At 48.7% G+C, this 21,169-nt stretch carries 13 protein-coding genes; all 13 read right to left on the bottom strand.

Translation table 11 applies throughout. The features are described 5' to 3' along the window. Positions 1-22: 22 nt before the first annotated feature. Positions 23-1,441, bottom strand: coding sequence for a 3-isopropylmalate dehydratase large subunit (gene leuC, locus ACTL32_RS17950; RefSeq protein ID WP_441342744.1), 1,419 nt, complete (start codon positions 1,439-1,441; stop codon positions 23-25). Positions 1,442-1,458: 17 nt separating this feature from the next. Continuing rightward, a complete protein-coding gene (leuB, locus tag ACTL32_RS17945) occupies positions 1,459-2,559 on the bottom strand; it encodes a 3-isopropylmalate dehydrogenase (RefSeq protein WP_441342743.1) in 1,101 nt (366 codons plus the stop codon). A gap of 30 nt (positions 2,560-2,589) precedes the next feature. Beyond that, positions 2,590-4,131, bottom strand: coding sequence for a 2-isopropylmalate synthase (locus ACTL32_RS17940; protein ID WP_441342742.1), 1,542 nt, complete (start codon positions 4,129-4,131; stop codon positions 2,590-2,592). Next, entirely contained in the window at positions 4,118-5,152 is a 1,035-nt protein-coding gene (gene ilvC / locus ACTL32_RS17935; RefSeq protein ID WP_441342741.1) for a ketol-acid reductoisomerase, read from the bottom strand. The genes ACTL32_RS17940 and ilvC overlap by 14 nt, the downstream gene beginning before the upstream one ends. Positions 5,153-5,184: 32 nt before the next feature. Next, positions 5,185-5,697 (bottom strand): acetolactate synthase small subunit, encoded by a 513-nt coding sequence (ilvN, locus tag ACTL32_RS17930; protein WP_204893706.1) that lies wholly within the window; start codon positions 5,695-5,697, stop codon positions 5,185-5,187. Next, positions 5,694-7,418 carry an acetolactate synthase large subunit gene (gene ilvB / locus ACTL32_RS17925; protein WP_441342740.1) on the bottom strand — a complete coding sequence of 575 codons (1,725 nt, stop codon included), beginning with the start codon at positions 7,416-7,418 and terminating at the stop codon, positions 5,694-5,696. The genes ilvN and ilvB overlap by 4 nt, the downstream gene beginning before the upstream one ends. 341 nt (positions 7,419-7,759) lie before the next feature. After that, positions 7,760-8,659 carry a branched-chain-amino-acid transaminase gene (gene ilvE / locus ACTL32_RS17920; RefSeq protein ID WP_441342739.1) on the bottom strand — a complete coding sequence of 300 codons (900 nt, stop codon included), beginning with the start codon at positions 8,657-8,659 and terminating at the stop codon, positions 7,760-7,762. Between the two features lie 334 nt (positions 8,660-8,993). Continuing rightward, positions 8,994-10,181, bottom strand: a complete 1,188-nt coding sequence (gene tuf / locus ACTL32_RS17915) for an elongation factor Tu (protein WP_441342738.1) — start codon at positions 10,179-10,181, stop codon at positions 8,994-8,996. Positions 10,182-10,296: 115 nt separating this feature from the next. Continuing rightward, positions 10,297-12,375 carry an elongation factor G gene (gene fusA, locus ACTL32_RS17910; protein ID WP_441342737.1) on the bottom strand — a complete coding sequence of 693 codons (2,079 nt, stop codon included), beginning with the start codon at positions 12,373-12,375 and terminating at the stop codon, positions 10,297-10,299. A gap of 51 nt (positions 12,376-12,426) precedes the next feature. Next, positions 12,427-12,897 (bottom strand): 30S ribosomal protein S7, encoded by a 471-nt coding sequence (rpsG, locus tag ACTL32_RS17905; RefSeq protein ID WP_008432480.1) that lies wholly within the window; start codon positions 12,895-12,897, stop codon positions 12,427-12,429. Positions 12,898-12,941: 44 nt separating this feature from the next. Further along, entirely contained in the window at positions 12,942-13,361 is a 420-nt protein-coding gene (gene rpsL, locus ACTL32_RS17900) for a 30S ribosomal protein S12 (RefSeq protein WP_204893701.1), read from the bottom strand. Between the two features lie 473 nt (positions 13,362-13,834). Next, complete coding sequence (gene rpoC, locus ACTL32_RS17895) at positions 13,835-17,440, bottom strand: DNA-directed RNA polymerase subunit beta' (RefSeq protein WP_441342736.1); 3,606 nt, start codon at positions 17,438-17,440, stop codon at positions 13,835-13,837. A 107-nt stretch (positions 17,441-17,547) separates the two neighbouring features. Next, entirely contained in the window at positions 17,548-21,102 is a 3,555-nt protein-coding gene (rpoB, locus tag ACTL32_RS17890; protein ID WP_441342735.1) for a DNA-directed RNA polymerase subunit beta, read from the bottom strand. Between the last annotated feature and the right edge of the window lie 67 nt (positions 21,103-21,169).

Here is a 21,169-nt window from a genome sequence, read left to right as displayed (position 1 = left end):
GCGGCCTCCTTGATGAGTCAGTTTATGAGCTGGGCACAGGTTCTTTCATGTATTTGCGGACATCCGTCAAATGCCCTTCGATCGCTGCAGCAGCAGCCATTACCGGGCTGACCAAATGCGTCATGGAACCTGCTCCTTGGCGCCCTTCAAAGTTGCGGTTGGAGGTCGAAGCACAGCGCTCCCCTGCCGGTACGGAATCTTCATTCATCGCCAGGCACATGCTGCAGCCTGTCTCCCGCCATTCAAAGCCGGCTTCCAAGAAAATCCGGTCCAATCCTTCCGCTTCAGCCGCCCGTTTGACAGTCTCTGATCCAGGAACAACAATTGCCGTAACAGACTGATGTACTTTGCGTCCTTCAACAATGGCACTGGCTGCACGAAGGTCGCCGATTCGGGCATTGGTGCAGGAGCCGATAAAGACATGCTGAATGTCGATTGACGATAAAGGAGCTCCTTCTTCCAGTTGCATATACGCGAGCGCCTGTTTCAGTGCATCGCGGTCCGCCTGGGTCTTGTAATCAGATGCATAAGGCACATGCCCTGCAATGCCTGAACCCATCGACGGGTTTGTTCCCCATGTGACAAACGGCGAGATTTCATCTGCATGGATGGAAAGCGATACATCGTATGCCGCTCCTTCGTCAGTCGCCAATGCAAGCCACCGCTCAGCAGCTGCGTCAAAGGCGGCTCCTTGAGGCACATGGCGACGGCCTTCCAAATAGGCCACGGTGGTTTCATCCGGGCTGATCAAGCCCGCACGCGCCCCTGCTTCGATCGACATATTGCAGATTGTCATGCGCTCTTCCATCGACATGCGGCGAATGGCGTCTCCCGTATACTCGATAATATGGCCGGTTCCCATATCGACGCCGAATTTCGCAATGATGGCCAAAATCACGTCTTTTGAAGAAACACCGAAGCCCAATTCGCCGTCGATGCGGATTTCCATGGTTTTCGGTTTTGATTGCCAAAGCGTCTGAGTCGATAGGACATGTTCGACTTCGCTGGTGCCGATGCCGAATGCCAACGCACCGAATGCCCCGTGTGTGGATGTGTGGCTATCGCCGCAGACAATCGTCTTGCCCGGCTGGGTAAGCCCCAGCTCCGGTCCGATGACGTGGACGATGCCTTGGTCGGGGTGGTTGATGCCGGCCAGCGGCACCCCGAACTCTTCGCAGTTTTCCTGCAGCGTCTTAATCTGCTTGCGCGAAATCGGGTCCGTGATCCGGTCGCGGTTTCGCGTCGGGACGTTGTGGTCCATGGTGGCAAAACACAAATCCGGCCGGCGCACTTTCCGGCCATTCAGCCGCAGCCCCTCAAAGGCTTGAGGCGAAGTGACTTCATGCAATAAATGCAGGTCGATATATAAAAGATCCGGCTTCCCGGGTTCTTCAAAGACGATATGCTGTTCCCAAATCTTTTCGATGATCGTTTTTACCATAGGGCCCACTCCTTTACTTAAACATAAGAATACATGATGTGTTCGGAAACAAATTCCCGCTCCAGCTCTTCGATCACTTTCGTTACAAATGCTTCAGTTGAAACCTTCCGTTTTCCGGCCGTGTACAAATCGCCTGTGCAATAGCCGTCTTCCAAGACGCCCATTACCGCTTCTTCGATTGCCGACGCTTCCGAATGGAGGCCGAACGAATGGCGGAGCATCATCGCCGCTGATAAGATGGCAGCCGACGGGTTCGCTTTGTTCTGGCCGGCAATGTCCGGTGCCGAACCATGGACCGGTTCATAAAGCCCGAAACCGTCTGCACGGATGCTTGCTGAAGGCAGCATCCCAAGCGATCCTGTGATGACCGAAGCTTCATCGCTTAAGATATCGCCGAACATGTTCTCCGTTACGACAACATCGAACGAACGCGGATCCGTGATCAGTTTCATCGCAGCTGAATCCACCAGCATATGCTCGACTTCCACATCCGGATAAAACGCTTTTCGCTCTTCGACCACTTCCCGCCATAGCTTGCTCGTTTCCAACACATTCGCTTTATCGACCGAAGTCAACTTGCCGCGTCGTCCGCGGGCCACTTCAAACGCCTTGTCAACAATCCGTTCAATCTCCGCACGGGTATAGACCAGCGTATCCACTCCGGCTTTTTCCGTACGGTGTTTCGGCTCTGCGAAATAGAGGCCGCCTGTCAATTCCCGTACAATGACCATGTCCACTTCTTTCGCCACTTCTTCTTTTAATGGGGAGGAACCGAGCAATGCCGGCACCGCTTTGACCGGCCGGATATTCGCGAATAAACCGAAACGCTTGCGGATGTTCAGCAAGCCTTTTTCCGGACGGAGATGGGCCGGATGCTGATCCCATTTCGTGCCGCCTACCGCACCAAGCAGAATGGCATCGCTCGCTTCACATGCCGCCACGGTTTCTTCTGGCAGCGGATTATCGTGCGCATCCACTGCGCAGCCGCCGATTGCCGCGTGCTTCAAATGGAATGTATGCCCGTAGCGCATGGCAATCGATTGCAGTACCTTTACCGCTGCATCTGTCACTTCTGGTCCGATTCCGTCTCCTGGCAATACCGCTATCGTTTTTTCCATTGAAATTCCTCCTCTTTCACTCATGTTGTTTTATGCTGTGGCAACGCTGATTTTCTGGCCTTTCTTCACCAATTGGCGGTTCACTGCATTCAGATAGGCTTTTGCTGTCGCTTCCAGTACATCCTGCGCCACGTCCCGGCCTGTAACGGTCTCGCCGTCATAGGTCATGTTGATGACGGCTTCGCCTAACGCGTCGCGCCCTTTGCCGATCGAAGTTACGCGGTAATCGAGAATATGCACTTTGCCGGCGACGATGCGCTCAAGGCTGTTGAATATCGCTTCCACCGAACCGGCGCCTGTTGCGGAGTCCCGGACCAGCTGGCCGTCAGGGCTGTGGGCGGATGCCGTAGCCGTCGGGATGTTCGCCGTTCCATAATGGACTTGCACGCTTTCCAGTTCATATACCGGCACGTCTTTTTCATTGATCTGCTGGTCTGTCAGCAAGACGAACAAATCGTCTTCAACAATCTCTTTTTTGCTGTCAGCCAATTTCTTGAATTCGATAAAGGCTTTATTCAATTTCTCATCACTCAGTTCAAAGCCCATCTTGATCGCCCGGTCTTTGAAGGCGTGCCTGCCGGAATGCTTGCCGAGCACCAATTCGGTTGATGCATCGCCGATCAGTTCCGGCGTAATGATTTCGTACGTCAACGGATTTTTCAGCATGCCATCCTGATGGATGCCCGACTCATGGGCAAAAGCGTTTTTGCCGACAACCGCTTTGTTCGGCTGAATCAGGCTGCCCGTCAACTGGCTGACCAATTGACTGGTGCGCTTGATCTCTTTCAGCTCGATTCCCGTTTCGATTTCGTAAATCTGCTTTCGGATGTGAAGCGCCACTGCGATTTCTTCAAGTGCCACATTGCCGGCGCGTTCGCCGATTCCGTTGATGGTCCCTTCCACTTGCGTTGCGCCGTTTTCAATCGCTGCTAGTGTATTGGCTGTCGCCATCCCAAGATCGTTATGGCAATGAGCGGACAATTTGACGTTTTCGATGCCGATGACGTTTTCGCTTACGTATTTGAACATTGCGCCGTATTCCGCTGGAGTCGCATATCCTACCGTATCCGGCAAGTTGATCGTCGTGGCTCCCGCTTTGATGACTTCACGGATGATGCGTACCAGGAAGTCCGGATCGGACCTTGAAGCATCTTCCGCCGACCACTGGACAAGCGGAAAGAATTTCTTGGCGTATTTCACAGAAGCGACTGCCGTTTCCAAGACCTGCTCCGGTGTTTTCATCAATTTATGTTCCATATGGATCGGCGATGTTGCCAGGAAGATATGGACATGCGGCTGTTCGGCGCCTTTCAACGCTTCCCATGCCGTAGAAATATCACTTTCAACCGAACGGGCCAAGCCCGTCACGATTGATTTTTTTACTGTCCCTGCGATGCGCTTTACCGCATCGAAATCTCCCGGTGAGGCTGCCGGAAATCCTGACTCGATGATCGTCGCGCCAAAACGTTCAAGCTGGCGGGCGATTTCGATTTTCTCAGCAGTATTCAAGTTGATCCCAGCCGACTGTTCTCCGTCCCGTAGCGTTGTATCAAAGATGTCAATTTTGCGCACTGGCGACCACCTCTTTTGTTTTTGTCTTTTTGCCTTCGTTGACAAATGGCATCATTTCGCGAAGCACTCTGCCTACTTGTTCGATTTGGTGATTTTCTTCCGCTTTTTCGATGGCTGTGAATTCCGGACGGTTCAATTGGTTCTCAAGCAGCCAGCCTTTGGCGAATTTCCCAGTCTGGATATCCGTCAAGACTTCTTTCATGCGGCCTTTTGTCGCTGCATCGACTATACGCGGCCCTGAGACGAAATCGCCCCATTGCGCAGTGTCAGAGATTGAGTAGCGCATGCCTGACAGTCCGCCTTCATACATCAGATCAACGATCAATTTCAATTCATGCATACATTCGAAGTAAGCGACTTCCGGCTGATAGCCCGCTTCCACTAAAGTTTCAAAGCCCGCTTTCACAAGTGATGTGACACCGCCGCAAAGCACAGCCTGTTCTCCGAATAGATCCGTTTCCGTCTCTTCTTTGAATGTCGTCTCCAACACACCTGCACGTGCAGCGCCGATCCCTTTCGCATAAGCCAGCGCCACTTCCTGAGCCTGTCCTGAAACATCCTGGTGGATGGCAATCAATGCCGGAACTCCAGCACCTGCTTCGTATGTGCGGCGGACCAGATGCCCCGGCCCTTTTGGCGCTACCAAGAAGACATCCACATCTTCTGGAGCGACAATTTGGTTGAAATGAACGTTAAAGCCGTGTGCGAATACCAGTGATTTTCCAGCCGTCAATGCCGGTTTGATTTCTTCGTTGTAGATTTTCGTCTGCTTCTCATCCGGCACCAGGATCATGATGATGTCCGCTGCCTGCGCCGCTTCCGCCACTGTTGTCACATTCATGCCATCTTCTTGCGCTTGCTTGAATGATTTCCCGGGTCTTACACCAACCACAACATCAAATCCGGATTCTTTTAAGTTCTGGGCATGTGCATGTCCCTGTGAACCGTAGCCAATGACCGCAATTGTCTTTCCTTCTAATACCTGTTCGTTTACGTCTTGGTTATAATACATTTTCGCCATTTTTAATTTCCTCCTCGAGTGTTTGGGTTTTATTAAAGAATCGACAGCTGTGCTGCCGGGGTCTTTTGTGTCTCACGGACAAATGCGGATACACCGGTTCTTGTTACTTCTTTAATTCCGTAAGGCCTCATTAGGTCGATGAATGCCTCGACTTTCTCCGGATCGCCGGCCACTTGGAAGGTGGTGACGTTCTTGCTCATATCCACCACTGTGGCGCGGAACGGTTCGACGATTGCATAAAGCTCGTTGCGGACAGCCGGCGGCGATACTACTTTTACAATCGCCAGCTCCCTCATGACCATCGCCTTATCGGTAATGTCATTGACCTTGATGACATCGATCTGTTTCTGCAGCTGCTTGAGCAATTGCTCAAGCTTCCCTTCATCTTCCACATTGACGACAAATGTCATTTTCGACATTCCCGGCTTTTCGGTATGTCCGACGGAAATGCTCTCGATATTGAATTGGCGTTTCATCAAGAGGCCCGTTACCCGGTTCAGGACGCCGCTTTGATTGATCACTGTAGTCGTTATCACTCGTTTCATTCGCTTGTCACCCCGATCATTTCGTTAAGCCCTTTGCCTGGCGCAACCATCGGATAGACGTTTTCCATCTGTACTACCCGGCAATCAATCAGCGCCGGCTCATTCGACTCAAACGCTTCTTTGAACACCGATTCCGCTTGTTCCATCGTCTCAACTTTATAGCCGGCAATGTCATATGCTTGTGCCAATTTCACGAAGTCCGGCTGCACATGGATCAATGATTGAGAATAGCGTTCTTCGTAGAATGTTTCTTGCCACTGCCGTACCATCCCAAGGCTTTGGTTGTTCAAGATTACGACCTTCACCGGAAGCCGGAGTTCCTGGAGCAGCGAAAGTTCCTGAAGTGTCATCTGGAATCCGGCATCACCGACAATTGCAACGACTTTTTCTGTCGGGCGCGCCAGCTGAGCGCCGATGGCTGCGGGGAAACCGAATCCCATTGTGCCAAGCCCTCCGGATGTCACCCAATTATGTGGATGTGAGAACTTGTAGTACTGGGCTGCCCACATTTGGTGCTGTCCGACATCTGTCGTCACCACCGCGTCGCCGCCGGTCAGGCGATGGATCAGCTCAATCGCCTGCTGGGGAAGAATGCCTCTTTTTGCGTCCGCTTTGTATTGAAGCGGATAATCGGTTTTATTCGCTGCCAGCTCTTCTAACCAGTCGGCAGTATCGGGAGAGTCAAAGTCCTGGTTCAGCAATTCGCGCAGCGCTTCTTTTGCATCGGCCACTATTGGAATCGCGGTCGGCACGTTCTTGCCAATTTCAGCCGGGTCGATATCGATGTGGATGACTTTTGCTTTTGGTGCGAAGTGGGCCAAGTTTCCAGTCAGCCGGTCATCAAAGCGGGCGCCGATATTCAGAAGCACATCGCACTCGCAGATGGCTGTGTTAGCGGTATAGGTGCCATGCATCCCGGCCATCCCGAGAAACAGTTCATGGCTTCCGCCGATTGTGCCAAGCCCCAGCAATGTATTCGTGATCGGCAATCGATGGCGTTCTGCAAATTCCTGAAGCTCTTTTGACGCCTTTGCTGCCAGGACGCCGGCTCCTGCTAGAATCAGTGGCTTCTTCGCCTTAGACAACGCCTTAGCGGCTTTTTGTATTTGAAGGTAATTCGGCTGTGTCGTCGGCTGGTATCCCGGGAGGTTCACTTCTTCGTCTTCATAGCTTTGCATCAGCTCTGTCGAGATGTTCTTCGGGATATCAACGACCACCGGCCCCGGCCGCCCGGTTGAAGCAATATAAAATGCTTCCTTGATGATCCGGGGGAAATCTTCCACGTTTTTCACTTGGTAATTGTGCTTGGTGATCGGCTGCGTAATCCCGATGATGTCCGCCTCCTGGAAAGCATCCGTTCCGATGACGCTACTCGCAACTTGTCCGGTAAAGACAACCAGCGGAAGGGAGTCAAGCATTGCATCGGCAATCCCTGTCACTAAGTTCGTCGCCCCCGGACCGGATGTCGCAATCACCACCCCGGTTTTTCCGGATACTCTGGCATATCCTTCGGCAGCGTGTATGGCACCTTGTTCATGCCGTGCCAGCACATGGCGGATCGGGTTTCTATGGAGCGCGTCATAGATCGGGAGTACGGCTCCTCCCGGATAACCGAAAATCACATCCACACCCTGCTCTTTCAACGATTGAATCAGGACATCAGCACCGCTGCCTTTTAATTTCTGTTCTACTGCTTCTCTAACTTCCAAATTTACTCCCAATCTTTCCGCCTCCTTTTGAATTGTGTCTTTGTTAGAATAAAAAAAAGCTTTTTCATCCTACACAAAGAAACATGTTCTTCGCATAGGGATGAAAAAGCTTCATGGTACCACCCTAGTTCGCTGCACAACTGCAGCCTCATGGATAAGCTCGGCTTATCCGCTGTTAACGATGAGCCGCTTTACGCGGCCACCGGGAATACCTATTCGGCCGGAGCCTTTCAGCATTCCACTCAGAGGGGATGTCGAAAATGGTAGTATTGCCGGCTTCCACCTGTACCGGCTCTCTGTAAATACATCTTCCATGTTCTTTAACCTCGTCATTGAATTGGATTATTCAATTGTCATACTGCATTCAATTGATTTGCATAAACCTTAACGCCATCTTGCTGTACCAGTTCGCGGAACGAGCAAAGCAAATCGTTTGTTACCGGTCCGGGCTTTCCGTCTCCGATCGTTCTTCCATCGACTTTCACTACAGCGATCACTTCCGCTGCCGTTCCGGTCAAGAAGACTTCATCAGCGACATATACATCATGTCTTGTAAAAACAGCTTCCTGCATTTCGTAGCCTTTTTCTTTCGCCACTTCCATAATTGCGTTTCGTGTAATGCCTTCAAGCGCTCCGACATATCCCGGAGGTGTCAGCAATTTGTTCTTCCGGACGATGAAGATGTTGTCTGCAGATCCTTCTGCGACATAGCCTTGATCATTCAGCATGAGCGCTTCGGAAACGCCCGCCAGGTTGGCTTCGATTTTCACTAGAATATTATTCATGTAGTTGAGCGATTTGACTTTCGGGCTCAGCACATCCGACCGGCTTCGCCGTGTGGCTACTGATACGATTTCAATGCCCGTTTCGTATAAGGCTTTCGGAAAGAGCGACAATGCTTCTGCAATGACAATAACGCTTGGTCTCGGACAACTGAGAGGATCGAGCCCTAAGTTTCCCGGCCCCCGCGATACCACCAGGCGGATATACGCATCTTTTAATTCGTTGCGCCGGAGTGTTTCCACTACGATTGACGTCAACTCTTCAACAGAGTGTGGAATTTCAAGCATGACCGATTTAGCGGAATCGTAAAGACGTTCTAAATGTTCCTCTAACCGGAACACGTTTCCATTGTAGGATCGAATTCCCTCGAACACTCCATCACCGTATAAAAACCCGTGATCGTAAACAGAAACCTTCGCATCTTCTTTTTTAACAAAATTGCCATCCATATAAATCATTTGTTCGCCCATGCTGTCCACTTCTTTCTTTGGATATTTTGTTTCTGGAATTTATTAATTTTTGTTTTCTCGATGTAAATTGTTGCTATCATATCGCCTATTTTAAGGGGTGTCAATCAACTTTCCGTGAATTTTTAGTCTATTTAGAATATTGATAAATAATGTATCCGTTTTCATTGTTGATGTAGCAACGTTTCCACGGCTCTTAAAAAATGTGAAAATTTTTTGAACGCAATATATTACATACTTCATATAACGAGAAAAAGCAGGCATCAGCCTGCTTCTAAAAACAAAAAAACCCCCGGTTTATCAAATGATAAACCGGGGGTTTGGACCTTAGCAAAAATTATTTAGTGATTTTTGCAACTACGCCAGCGCCTACAGTACGTCCACCCTCACGGATAGAGAACTTAGTTCCTTCTTCAAGCGCGATTGGAGAGATCAAAGCAACAGTCATTTCGATGTTGTCTCCAGGCATAACCATTTCAACGCCTTCAGGAAGGTTGCAAACGCCAGTTACGTCAGTTGTACGGAAGTAGAACTGCGGGCGGTAGTTTGTGAAGAATGGCGTGTGACGGCCACCCTCTTCTTTTGATAGAACATAAACTTCAGCTGTGAATTCAGTGTGTGGAGTGATTGTGCCTGGTTTAGCCAATACTTGTCCACGTTGCACGTCGTCGCGAGAGATCCCGCGAAGAAGAGCACCGATGTTGTCGCCAGCTTCAGCATAGTCAAGCAATTTACGGAACATTTCTACACCAGTTACAGTTGTAGATTTTGGTTCTTCAGTAAGACCGATGATGTCAACAGTATCGCCGACTTTAACTTGTCCACGCTCAACACGTCCAGTAGCAACAGTACCACGGCCAGTGATTGAGAATACGTCCTCAACAGGCATCATGAATGGCTTGTCAGTGTCACGTGGTGGTGTTGGAATGTACTCATCAACAGCGTTCATCAATTCCATGATTTTTTCTTCCCACTCAGCTTCTCCTTCAAGAGCTTTAAGAGCAGAACCTTTGATGACAGGAATGTCATCGCCAGGGAAATCATATTCAGAAAGAAGATCGCGAACTTCCATTTCAACTAGTTCAAGAAGCTCTTCGTCATCAACCATGTCACATTTGTTCATGAATACAACTAGGTAAGGTACACCTACTTGACGTGAAAGAAGGATGTGCTCACGAGTTTGTGGCATTGGGCCGTCAGCAGCAGATACTACCAGGATCCCGCCGTCCATTTGAGCAGCGCCAGTGATCATGTTTTTAACATAGTCGGCGTGTCCTGGGCAGTCAACGTGTGCATAGTGACGCGTAGCTGTTTCATACTCAACGTGTGAAGTATTGATTGTGATACCGCGTTCTTTTTCTTCTGGTGCGTTATCGATTTGGTCGTAAGAACGAGCTTCCCCGCCTGACGCTTTAGCAAGAACTGTAGCGATAGCTGCAGTCAAAGTTGTTTTACCATGGTCAACGTGACCGATTGTACCAATATTAGCGTGTGTTTTAGAGCGATCAAATTTAGCTTTTCCCATTAGAAAAATCCTCCTCAGAATGTAAGTTAGTAGGTAGTTTGCTGTGCCAGAATAATAGGGCCCTATTATTCCGGGCATACAAACTATTTATACTTTATTAAAGGTCAAAATTCAATTATTGGCCTTTATTTTTTTTGATAATTTCTTCTGAAATTGATTTCGGTACTTCTTCATAGTGGTCGAAGTGCATAGAGAATACACCACGGCCTTGCGTGTTAGAACGCAATGAAGTCGCATAGCCGAACATTTCAGCAAGAGGTACCATAGCACGGACAACTTGCGCGTTTCCGCGTGCGTCCATACCTTCTACACGGCCGCGGCGTGACGTGATGTCACCCATGATATCTCCAAGGTATTCCTCAGGGATAACAACCTCGACGCGCATGATTGGCTCAAGAAGAACCGGGTTAACTTTAGAGATTGCATTTTTAAGCGCCATAGAAGCAGCAACTTTAAATGCCATTTCATTCGAGTCGACGTCATGGTAAGATCCATCGAACAATTTAGCTTTGATATCGATCAATGGATAACCGGCAATTACACCGTTATCTAGAGAGTCGCGAAGACCCGCTTCAACTGCTGGGATGTATTCACGTGGAACCACACCACCAACGATCGCATTTTCAAACTCAAAACCTGCTCCTTCTTCGTTTGGAGCGAATTCGATCCAAACGTGTCCGAACTGTCCGCGTCCACCAGACTGGCGTACAAATTTACCTTCGACTTTAGCAGACTGACGGAATGTCTCACGGTATGAAACCTGAGGTGCACCCACGTTAGCTTCTACGTTGAACTCACGGCGCATACGGTCAACTAGGATATCAAGGTGAAGTTCACCCATACCTGCGATGATCGTCTGGCCAGTTTCCTGGTCAGTGTGCGCACGGAAAGTCGGATCCTCTTCTTGCAATTTCGCAAGGGCTTGACCCATTTTGTCTTGGTCGGCTTTAGATTTCGGTTCCACAGAAAGGGAGATAACCGGTTCTGGGAAAACCATACGCTCAAGGATTACCTGGTGCTTCTCGTCGCTCAAAGTATCTCCAGTAGAGGTATCTTTAAGGCCGATTGCCGCAGCGATATCGCCGCAGTAAACTTCAGCGATCTCTTCACGAGAGTTAGCGTGCATTTGCAGGATACGTCCTACGCGTTCACGTTTGCCTTTTGAAGAGTTTTGTACGTAAGAACCAGATTTAAGAGTACCAGAGTACACACGGAAGAAAGTCAATTTCCCAACGTATGGATCCGTCATTACCTTAAACGCTAGCGCTGAGAATGGCTCATCTTCGCTAGGCTTACGGATAACTTCCTCATCAGAATCTGGAAGGACGCCAGTCATTGGAGGTACATCCAATGGTGATGGCAGGTAATCGATTACTGCATCAAGCATTAATTGAACACCTTTGTTTTTGAAAGCAGTTCCGCAGACCACTGGGTAAAACTCAACATCCAAAGTCCCTTTACGGATTCCGGCTTTAAGTTCTTCTACAGTGATCTCTTCCCCACCCAGGTATTTTTCCATCAAGTCTTCGTCAAGCTCAGCAACAGCTTCCACTAGTTTAGTGTGCCATTCTTCAGCAAGTTCTTTGTACTCTTCAGGAATTTCCCCTTCTGTGATTTCAGTTCCCAAATCATTTGCGTAGAAGCGCGCGTTCATTTCAACAAGGTCGATAATCGCTGAAAAGTCGTCTTCTGCACCGATTGGCAATTGAATCGGATGAGCGTTTGCCTGCAGGCGATCGTGCAATGTGCTTACCGAGTATAAGAAGTCAGCACCGATTTTATCCATTTTGTTAATGAATACGATACGCGGAACTCCGTATGTTGTCGCTTGACGCCATACCGTTTCAGTTTGGGGCTCAACACCTGATTGAGCATCAAGAACTGTAACTGCACCATCAAGTACGCGCAATGAACGTTCAACTTCAACTGTGAAGTCTACGTGTCCAGGAGTATCAATGATGTTGACGCGGTGGTTTTTCCATGACGCTGTTGTTGCAGCAGAAGTGATCGTGATTCCACGCTCTTGCTCTTGCTCCATCCAGTCCATTTGAGAAGCACCTTCATGCGTTTCGCCGATTTTGTGGATACGGCCTGTGTAGTATAAAATACGCTCCGTAGTAGTCGTTTTACCGGCATCAATGTGTGCCATGATTCCGATATTACGTGTTTTGTCTAAGGAGAACTCTCTAGCCATGTTGTCTTTCTCCTTCCGTCTCGGATTAAGATTTTTACATCTTGAAAGAAATTACCAGCGATAATGAGCAAACGCTTTGTTCGCTTCCGCCATTTTGTGGATATCTTCACGTTTCTTAACCGCTGCTCCAGTGTTGTTTGCAGCATCTAGAATTTCATTAGCCAAACGCTCTTCCATTGTTTTCTCTCCACGAAGACGTGAATAGTTTACAAGGTAGCGAAGGCCTAGAGTTGTACGGCGCTCTGGACGAACTTCAACCGGCACTTGGTAGTTAGCTCCGCCGACACGGCGTGCGCGAACTTCAAGAACTGGCATAACGTTAGTCAATGCTTGTTCGTATACTTCAATCGGATCTTTCCCGCTGCGTTCTTTAACTAGTTCGAACGCTCCGTATAGGATCTTTTGTGAAGTACCTCTTTTTCCGTCAACCATCATTTTATTAATTAAGCGTGTCACCAATTTCGAATTATAAATTGGATCTGGCAACACGTCACGTTTAGCTACAGGACCTTTACGAGGCATGTATGTTCCTCCTTTCAACGAAATCACTTCGTTATTTTAACTTTTTATTTTTTGACTTTTGGTCGTTTTGTTCCGTATTTAGAACGTCCTTGCATACGGCCGTTTACTCCAGCAGTATCAAGTGCTCCACGTACGATGTGGTAACGCACACCCGGTAAATCTTTTACGCGTCCGCCGCGAAGAAGAACTACACTGTGCTCTTGAAGGTTGTGTCCTTCTCCAGGGATATATGCATTGACCTCAATTTGGTTTGTCAACCGTACACGCGCGTATTTACGCAATGCGGAGTTCGGTTTCTTTGGTGTCATTGTACCAACACGAGTACAAACTCCACGTTTTTGAGGTGAGCTTACGTCAGTCTGAGACTTTTTGAAGCTGTTATACCCTTTGTTCAACGCTGGTGAGTCTGATTTAGTGCTTTTTGGTTTACGAGGCTTGTTAACTAATTGGTTAATTGTAGGCATCGATTTTTTCCTCCTCTCAAAAGGTGTTCTAATACCACATATCCAGGTGGTTCATTTTTTGGGTAAAAACAAAGCCTTTGTGTTTTCACACAAAAACTGGTATCCAGTAAACGCCACAGCAGCTGCGCCGGCATAATTGCCTTTGCTTTGCCAAGCTTGGATCGTGAATCTGCAAATCTGATCGGAATACCTTTTCTAAGGCTGTTGGATAAATCTGCTCGGCCATTCGATCGTTCGCGTCTTTGCCGCTCTTACATCTTGGACAATGCCGCTTTCTAATGCTTTTACTGATTGCTTTATACCGATGATGCTTCTTTTGCCTGAATCTTTTACAAGACATTCGCATGCCTTTCCAAGCAACAGACAGCTAAACCATCAACCCTCAACATGTTATCACTCTCAGCAATCCATGTCAACAATATTCCTAAAAAATCCCGGAGAGTTTTTAAAGACCTCTCCGGAATACAATTCAATTATGATTCGCTGCCGACAATCTCTTCTTTCACAGCTTTTTCAGCCTGTGCGATTTTGATTTGGCGGTAACGCTGCATTCCTGTTCCGGCTGGAACAAGCTTGCCGATGATGACGTTCTCTTTCAGTCCTAGCAATTCATCGCGTTTTCCTTTGATCGCTGCATCTGTAAGGACGCGAGTCGTTTCTTGGAACGACGCTGCTGATAGGAAGGATTCTGTTTCAAGTGAAGCTTTCGTAATACCGAGAATTACCGGACGGCTAGTAGCAGGCAAGTTGCCTTCTAGAACCGCTTTTTCGTTCGCTTCTGTGAATTGGTGAATATCCAATAGTGAACCTGGAAGCAAATCAGTATCGCCAGCTTCGATCACGCGGACTTTACGGAACATTTGACGGACCATAACTTCAACGTGCTTATCTCCGATTTCAACCCCTTGCATACGGTAGACTTTCTGGACTTCTTTCAACAAATACACTTGGACAGATTGAACATCTTTAACTTGCAGCAACTGCTTCGGATCGATCGATCCATCCGTCAACACTTCGCCGCGGCGGATGACATCATCCACGTGCACTTTAAGGCGGGCATTGTAAGGCGCCAAGTATTTGCGTGTCTCGACGTCACCTTGGATCGTGATTTCCTTCTGGCCTTCACGGATTTCATCCACTTCGGTAACTGTACCGTTGATTTCAGAAATGACCGCTTGCCCTTTCGGATTACGCGATTCGAAGATTTCCTGGATACGCGGAAGACCTTGTGTAATATCGTCTCCTGCTACCCCGCCTGTATGGAATGTACGCATTGTAAGCTGAGTTCCTGGTTCTCCGATTGACTGAGCCGCAATGATACCCACTGCTTCGCCCACTTCAACTTCGTCGCCAGTTGCCAAGTTCGTACCGTAGCATTTCTTACAAACGCCATGTTTCGTATTACATGTAAACGCCGAGCGAATTGTCACTTCTTTGATTCCCGCTTCCACAATGAGGCGAGTCAAATCTTGCGTGATCAATTCGTCTTTTTCAACAATGACTTCTTTTGTTTCAGGGTGGCGGATCGTTTTCTTCGCATGACGGCCCAAGATGCGCTCGTCCAGCTCTTCGATCACTTCCGACCCTTCCTTCAAGGCTCCGACAAGCAAGCCGCGGTCTGTGCCACAATCGTTTTCGCGGACGATTGCATCTTGTGCAACGTCTACGAGACGGCGTGTCAAGTAACCGGAGTCAGCTGTCTTCAGGGCCGTATCGGCAAGACCTTTACGTGCACCGTGAGTAGAGATGAAGTATTCGAGTACCGTCAGACCTTCACGGAATGAAGATTTGATCGGGAGTTCGATAATGCGGCCGGCCGGGTTGGCCATGAGTCCGCGCATACCCGCAAGCTGCGTGAAGTTGGAAGCATTACCACGCGCTCCGGAGTCACTCATCATATAAATCGGATTCAATTTATCAAGAGATGCCATCAGTTTTTCCTGGATGACGTCTTTTGCATTGCTCCAATAAGAGATAACGCGCGAGTAGCGTTCTTCTTCCGTGATCAAACCACGGCGGAATTGCTTCATGACTTTATCCACGTTCGCTTGCGCTTCGATCAGGATTTCACCTTTATCAGGAAGTACGACGATATCCGCCACACCAACCGTGATACCGGCTTGAGTCGAGTATTTAAAGCCAAGGCTCTTCATACGGTCAAGCATTCTTGAAGTTTCTGTAATGTGGAAGCGTTTGAAGACTTCCGCAATGATTTCACCAAGAATTTTCTTTTTGAACGGCGTCACGAGTTCTGCTTCAGCAAAGTAGCTGCGGATATCGGTCGTAGTCGGTACGAAATACTTCGCCGGCGTTTCCACCTGCAAGTTGAAATCGGTCGGCTCGTTGATATAAGGGAACGATTTCGGAAGAATTTCGTTGAAAATGATCTTACCGACACTAGTCAATAGGAGCATTTTGTTCTGTTCTGCCGTAAACGTCGGGTTGTTCAGAGATCCAGCAAGAATCGCGATTCTTGTGTGAAGGTGCACATGCCCTGTCTGGTAAGCGACAAGCGCTTCTTCCGGACCTGAGAATGTAGCGCCCTCGCCTGTAGCTCCTTTGCGCTCAAGTGTTAAGTAATAGTTTCCTAGAACCATATCCTGAGATGGAGTTACAACCGGTTTTCCGTCTTTCGGGTTCAAGATGTTCTGGGCAGCAAGCATAAGAAGGCGCGCTTCAGCTTGTGCTTCAGAAGAAAGCGGTACGTGGACGGCCATTTGGTCACCATCGAAATCGGCGTTGTATGCAGTACATACTAGCGGATGAAGACGGATCGCTTTGCCTTCCACAAGCGTTGGTTCAAACGCCTGGATACCGAGTCGGTGAAGCGTTGGTGCACGGTTCAAGAGAACCGGATGCTCCTTGATCACGTCTTCGAGTACATCCCAAACTTCTGAATGCAGACGCTCGATTTTGCGTTTCGCGCTCTTGATGTTATGGGCCAATCCGCGTTCAACAAGTTCTTTCATGACGAAAGGCTTGAATAGCTCGATTGCCATTCCTTTAGGCAATCCGCATTGGTACATTTTCAAGTTCGGTCCTACAACGATAACGGAACGTCCTGAATAGTCAACACGTTTACCAAGAAGGTTTTGACGGAAACGCCCTTGTTTCCCTTTCAGCATGTGAGAAAGAGATTTCAACGGACGGTTACCCGGTCCAGTAACAGGACGGCCGCGGCGGCCGTTATCGATCAACGCATCAACAGCTTCCTGAAGCATGCGTTTTTCGTTTTGGACGATGATGCTAGGCGCACCAAGGTCCAACAAGCGTTTCAAGCGGTTGTTCCGGTTGATCACGCGACGATACAAATCGTTCAGGTCGGAAGTTGCAAAACGTCCGCCATCCAATTGAACCATCGGGCGAAGTTCCGGCGGGATAACCGGAAGAACGTCAAGAATCATCCAGTCCGGATTGTTTCCGGAGTTACGGAACGATTCCACTACTTCAAGGCGTTTGATCGCACGTGTGCGGCGCTGTCCTTGGGCAGTTTTCAATTCTTCTTTCAATGAATCCGTTTCGCGTTCAAGATCGATTTCCTGCAGAAGTCGTTTGATTGCCTCGGCACCCATTGCAGCTTGGAATTTTTTGCCGAACTTATCGCGATAAGCACGGTATTCTTTTTCCGAAAGAAGCTGTTTCTTTTCAAGCGGTGTATCCGCAGGGTCGATTACTACGTAAGAAGCAAAGTAAATCACTTCTTCGAGTGAGCGCGGGGACATATCCAAGATAAGGCCCATGCGGCTCGGAATTCCTTTGAAATACCAAATATGTGATACAGGAGCTGCAAGCTCGATGTGGCCCATGCGCTCACGGCGTACTTTTGAACGTGTGACTTCAACGCCACAACGGTCGCAGACTACACCTTTATAACGGACGCGCTTGTATTTTCCGCAATGGCATTCCCAGTCTTTTGTAGGACCGAAAATACGTTCACAGAACAAACCGTCTTTTTCTGGTTTTAATGTACGGTAGTTAATTGTTTCTGGCTTTTTGACTTCTCCATAAGACCATGAGCGAATTTTATCGGGTGACGCTAATCCGATTTTCATATACTCAAAATTGTTAACATCTATCAAGGAGCCTACCTCCCTTTTGTCTCGAGTTTCTGTACGGCTTTTCCTCGTTTGCGACCAAGTGATTGGAAGACGGGCGGCAGGCTAAGACCGCCCGATTCCAAGATTTATCAATCAACTGTTCCAACAGGTGCTTCTGTATCTGCGATTGGCAGGATGTTCAGCGAATCGGCCGGTTGAAGATCTTCTTCTTCATCCAAATCGCGCAACTCGATTTCTTCATCATCAATCGTCAGCATTTTAACGTCCATACCTAAACTCTGAAGCTCTTTGATCAAAACTTTGAACGATTCCGGAACGCTCGGCTCTGGAACGCTCTCGCCTTTGACGATTGCTTCATACGTTTTCACGCGTCCTACCACATCATCCGACTTAACAGTCAGGATTTCCTGAAGCGTATGGGCTGCCCCGTATGCTTCAAGCGCCCAAACTTCCATCTCACCGAAACGCTGTCCGCCGAACTGGGCTTTACCGCCAAGTGGCTGCTGCGTAACAAGAGAATATGGACCGGTTGAACGGGCGTGCAATTTATCATCGACCATGTGCGCAAGTTTGATCATGTACATGATCCCTACAGATACACGGTTATCGAATGCTTCACCTGAACGGCCATCGTAAAGGATGGTTTTTCCGTCACGCGGCATTCCAGCTTCTTCCATCGTTTCCCATACGTCTTCTTCATTGGCTCCGTCAAATACAGAAGAGGCCATATGAATTCCAAGTGAACGGGACGCCATACCCAAGTGAAGCTCAAGTACTTGTCCGATGTTCATCCGTGATGGTACCCCAAGCGGGTTAAGCATGATGTCAACAGGAGTTCCATCCGGCATAAACGGCATGTCTTCCTCAGGAAGGATGCGCGAGATTACACCTTTGTTTCCGTGACGTCCGGCCATTTTATCCCCGACTGAAATTTTACGTTTCTGAACGATGTATGCACGCACCAGCTGGTTTACACCCGGCGGCAATTCATCGCCATCTTCGCGGTTGAAGATTTTAACGTCAAGCACGATTCCGCCTGCTCCGTGTGGTACACGAAGGGACGTATCACGCACTTCACGAGCTTTTTCACCGAAGATCGCATGCAATAGGCGCTCTTCAGCTGTCAGTTCCGTAACCCCTTTCGGCGTAACTTTCCCGACTAAAATGTCGCCGTCCTTCACTTCTGCGCCAACACGGATGATTCCGCGGTCGTCCAGGTTGCGAAGCGCATCTTCCCCGACATTCGGAATATCGCGCGTGATTTCTTCCGGTCCGAGTTTTGTATCGCGTGAATCGGACTCGTATTCTTCGATGTGGACAGATGTATACACATCGTCTTTCACCAAACGCTCACTCATGATGATCGCATCTTCATAGTTGAAGCCGTCCCATGTCATGAACGCTACAAGGACGTTGCGTCCAAGGGCCATTTCGCCGCGTTCCATCGAAGGGCCATCCGCCAGGATATCGCGAGGCGATACGCGGTCGCCGACTTTGACGATCGGGCGTTGGTTATAGCTGGTCCCTTGGTTTGAACGGACGAATTTTTGCAATTTGTAAGAAGTGACGTCGCCTTTGACTTCTTTGCCATCCACTTCTTCGATTCGGCGCACTTTGATTTCACGTGCTTCCACCGATTCAACAATACCTTCGTATTTAGCGATGACTGCCGCACCTGAATCCCGTGCTGCCAAATGCTCCATCCCCGTGCCGACGAATGGCGCTTCAGGGTTAAGCAATGGAACTGCTTGACGCTGCATGTTCGCTCCCATCAATGCACGGTTGGAGTCATCGTTTTCAAGGAACGGAATACAAGCTGTCGCAACCGAAACGACCTGTTTCGGCGAAACGTCCATGTAATCGATGCGTTCGCGTTTAAGCAATGTGTTTTCACCGCGGAAACGGGCTACCACTTCTTCTTCTACAAAAGAGCCGTCATCATTTAATCGCGAGTTAGCCTGGGCCACTACGTAATTATCTTCTTCGTCAGCAGTCAAGTAGTCGATTTGAGGCGTTACGATTCCTGTTTCCGGGTCTACGCGGCGGTAAGGAGTTTCAATGAAACCGAATTTATTCACTTTCGCAAAAGTCGAAAGCGTGTTGATCAATCCGATGTTCGGACCCTCAGGCGTTTCGATTGGACACATACGGCCATAATGCGAGTAGTGAACGTCACGTACTTCAAAGCCGGCTCGTTCACGCGTCAAGCCACCAGGCCCAAGCGCAGATAGACGGCGTTTGTGAGTTAATTCCCCTAACGGGTTTGTTTGGTCCATAAACTGGGAAAGCTGAGAACTACCGAAGAATTCTTTGATTGATGCAATAACCGGACGGATATTGATCAATTGCTGCGGTACGATCGCTTGTGTGTCATTGATCGACATACGCTCGCGCACAACCCGTTCCATACGGGACAAACCGATGCGGAATTGGTTTTGCAGCAATTCCCCGACTGAACGAAGGCGGCGGTTACCCAGGTGATCGATATCATCTGTGTTTCCGACTCCGTAAAGTAGGTTAAAAAAGTAACTGATAGAAGAAATGATGTCAGCAGGCGTTACGTGTTTGATCTTGTCTTCCACGTACGCATTGCCGATGACTGTTATTTCTTTTTGGTTTTCATCATTTGGAGCATAGATCTTGATGGACTGAAGCGTAACGTCGCCTTCAAGGACTCCGCCAGACTGGGATGCAGTGTGGAAATTCACGCCGCCTTCAAGATAAGGGATCAAACGGTCCAACACTCGGCGGTCGATAACCGTGCCAGCTTCCACCAGGATTTCGCCTGTTTCAGGATCAACCAGCGTTTCAGCAATGGTTTGATTGAAAAGACGGTTTTTGATATGAAGCTTTTTGTTCATTTTATAGCGTCCGACATTCGCCAGGTCATAGCGTTTTGGGTCGAAGAAACGCGAGTAGAGCAAGCTCTTTGCGCTTTCGACTGTCGGCGGCTCACCCGGGCGCAGGCGCTCATAGATTTCAAGAAGCGCTTTTTCTGTGCTTTCGGTGTTGTCTTTTTCAAGGGTGTTTTGCAGGTATTCGTTATCTCCAAGCAAATCGATGATTTCTTGGTCGGATCCGAAGCCAAGCGCCCGCAAAAGGACCGTTACCGGCAATTTGCGTGTGCGGTCGATGCGGACGTATACAACATCCTTAGCATCTGTTTCATATTCAAGCCAAGCGCCGCGGTTAGGGATAACCGTAGCCCCGAAGCCTCTCTTGCCGTTTTTATCGGTCTTGTCGTGGAAGTAAACACTTGGTGAACGCACCAACTGGGAAACGATAACGCGTTCAGCGCCATTGATTACAAAAGTTCCGGTTTCGGTCATCAATGGGAAATCGCCCATAAAGACATCCTGTTCCTTCACTTCATCTGTTTCTTTGTTGTGCAGACGCACTTTTACGCGCAGCGGTGCCGCATAAGTGACGTCACGTTCTTTTGATTCAGAGACTGGATATTTCGGTTCCGCGAGACTGTAGTCAACAAACTCGAGCGACAGATTTCCAGTGAAATCTTCAATCGGCGAGATATCTCGGAACATTTCGCGCAGCCCTTCTTCGAGGAACCACTCATAAGACGCTGATTGAATCTCAATCAGGTTTGGAAGATCGAGCACTTCTTTAATTCTCGAAAAGCTTCTACGTTGACGATGTTGCCCGTACTGAACTAGTTGACCTACCAACTTATTCACCCCTCAATAAAACGATTATAGGTCTTTGCGATTTCCGCCAAATGGTGTATGATATCGA

Source organism: Planococcus sp. FY231025 (assembly GCF_052078085.1).
In the GTDB taxonomy this organism is placed as follows: domain Bacteria; phylum Bacillota; class Bacilli; order Bacillales_A; family Planococcaceae; genus Planococcus.
Note: the sequence above shows the minus strand (reverse complement) of the source record. Positions and strands in the feature narration are given on the sequence as shown.